2 protein-coding genes are annotated in these 2,012 nt (G+C 72.3%); both read right to left on the bottom strand.

Translation table 11 applies throughout. The annotated features are described in order from the left end of the window. Positions 1 to 193: 193 nt before the first annotated feature. Positions 194 to 1,237, bottom strand: coding sequence for a C40 family peptidase (locus ACFQ3T_RS36300; RefSeq protein WP_380730651.1), 1,044 nt, complete (start codon positions 1,235 to 1,237; stop codon positions 194 to 196). Between the two features lie 297 nt (positions 1,238 to 1,534). Then, positions 1,535 to 2,012, bottom strand: a 478-nt coding sequence (locus tag ACFQ3T_RS36295) for an NYN domain-containing protein (RefSeq protein WP_380730649.1), incomplete at its 5' end; no start/stop codon positions are given.

The raw sequence follows: 2,012 nt of genomic DNA, 5'->3' as shown, positions 1-2,012 counted from the left end.
GTCGGCCCGCGGCGCGGCGCTCTCGGCCACGGCGGGCGGCGCGGGCGCGCCGCCCGGGACCACGGCCACCCCCAGCCCGGCGAGGAACGTCACGGCCACGAGCACGGCCAGCAGCACCCGGTAGCGGCTCACGAGCCTCCCAAGACGTCAGCAGGGCCACCCCGACCAGGATGGCCCTGCTGGACGACGGTTGTCAGCCCGCGATGCGGCGCATGGCGTAGATCGAGCCCGGCGCCTCCAACGACACGATCTTGACCGGGACGCCGTCGGTGGACGCGTGCACGACGCGGCCGTTGTCGACGGCCATGCCGACGTGCATGCCGCCGTTGTAGATGATCAGGTCGCCCGCGGTGACCTCGCCGCGCGACACCGCACGCCCGGCGCCCGCCTGGCCCTGGCTCGTGCGCGGGATGCTCACGCCCGCCGCCGCGTACGACTTCATGGTGAGGCCGGAGCAGTCCCAGACGTGCGGGCCGGTCGCGCCGTACGAGTACATGTCGCCGATCTGGTCCAGCGCGAACTGGAGCGCCGCACCCGCCGCGCCCGCGGGCACGGAGACGTTCGTGGGGGGCTGGCCGGGGTCGCGCAGCGTGTTCCGCTCCTGCGCCGTCAGCCGGTTGAGCTGGTTGCGGACCTCGGTGATCTGGCCCTGCAGCTCGGTCTGGCGCTTCTTGATGTCGTCGGCGATCCGGATCGCCTCGTCCGTCGCCGCCTGCGCGGCGCTCTGGGCGTCCGCCGCCTTGACCCGCGCGTCCTCGGCCGCGTTGACGGCGCCGGCGAGCTTGTCGAGGGCCTCTTCGTTGTCCGCCGCCAGGACGCCGAGCGCCGACATGCGGTTCAGGAAGTCCTGCTGGGAGTCGGAGACCAGCAGGGCCGACAGCTGGTTGAAGCGGGCGCCCTCGAACGACGCCTCGGTCAGCTTGTCGACCTGGACGCGGAAGTTCTCCTCGTCGGTCTTCGCCTGGTCGCCCGCCTGGGTCGCCTGGGCGAGGGCGGCGTTCGCCTCGTCCAGCTTCGCCTGGTTGGCGTTGCGCTGCTCTTCGGCGCGCAGCAGCTCTTCGTTGAGCTTCGTGGCCTCTTCGGCCAGCTCGTTGTACTTCTTCAGCGCCTCGGAGGCGTTCGCGGGGGTGTTCGGCTGAGCTCCGGCGGGTACGGGCATGACGCCCACCGCCGCAGCGGCCACCGCCGTGGCCGCCATCGCCCCGCGCAGGCCGCGCTTGAGTCGTTGCGACGCCACAGTCGCGTGAGTCTCCTTCGTGTGAACCGCCTACCGGCCGGGCGCGTGACGCAGCCCGACAGTCCTCGTGATTCGAGTTTCCGGCTCGGCTCCCCGACAGGCCGATTCGGCGGTGAACCCGCGTCGCAGCCCAGGATGGACCACAGCCCGCCGCGAGATCTCGGCTAGGTTACGAAACGTGAGACCCGGCGTCCACTAGCGGGACGCGGAAAACCGCCCTGGTTCACGACTGTTACCGAACGGCCTAGCTGTGACCTGGTCGTGTGACCGCCGGTGGTGTTAAAAACACGATTTGTGTCACACCCGGCCCAGGCGGGCCAAGAGCACCGCGGACGGCACCGGGTGCGCGCCCCGCCGTCGGACGGAATCGGCCACCGCCCGGTCCGACGTCACCACGACCACCGGACGGCCCTCCGGCTCCGCCGTCACCAACGCCCGGATCACGTCGTCCGCCAGCACACCGGGATCGCTGAACAGCACCCGGACCCCGCGCGGCGCCGACGTCGGCACGGCCACCACCCCGGCGCCGTCGAACACCAGCGTCACCTCCGCGCCGGTGCGCGCCGCCAGCACCGCCAACTGGTGCACCAGCCGGTCCCGCTGGTCCGACAACGACAACTCCGGATAACCGGTCTTGGTGACGTTGTAGCCGTCCACGATCAAGTGGACGGCGGGCAGCGCCAGCAGCCGGTCCAACGCCGCCGGGTCCTCCACCCGGCCCACCGCGCCCTGCGCCGCGCTCGCCCCGCGCACCAGGTCCGCGGGCCGCGGCCCC

Origin of the sequence: Saccharothrix hoggarensis, assembly GCF_042678885.1 — a bacterium.
In the GTDB taxonomy this organism is placed as follows: domain Bacteria; phylum Actinomycetota; class Actinomycetes; order Mycobacteriales; family Pseudonocardiaceae; genus Actinosynnema; species Actinosynnema hoggarensis.
This window is presented reverse-complemented; position numbering and strand designations above follow the sequence as displayed.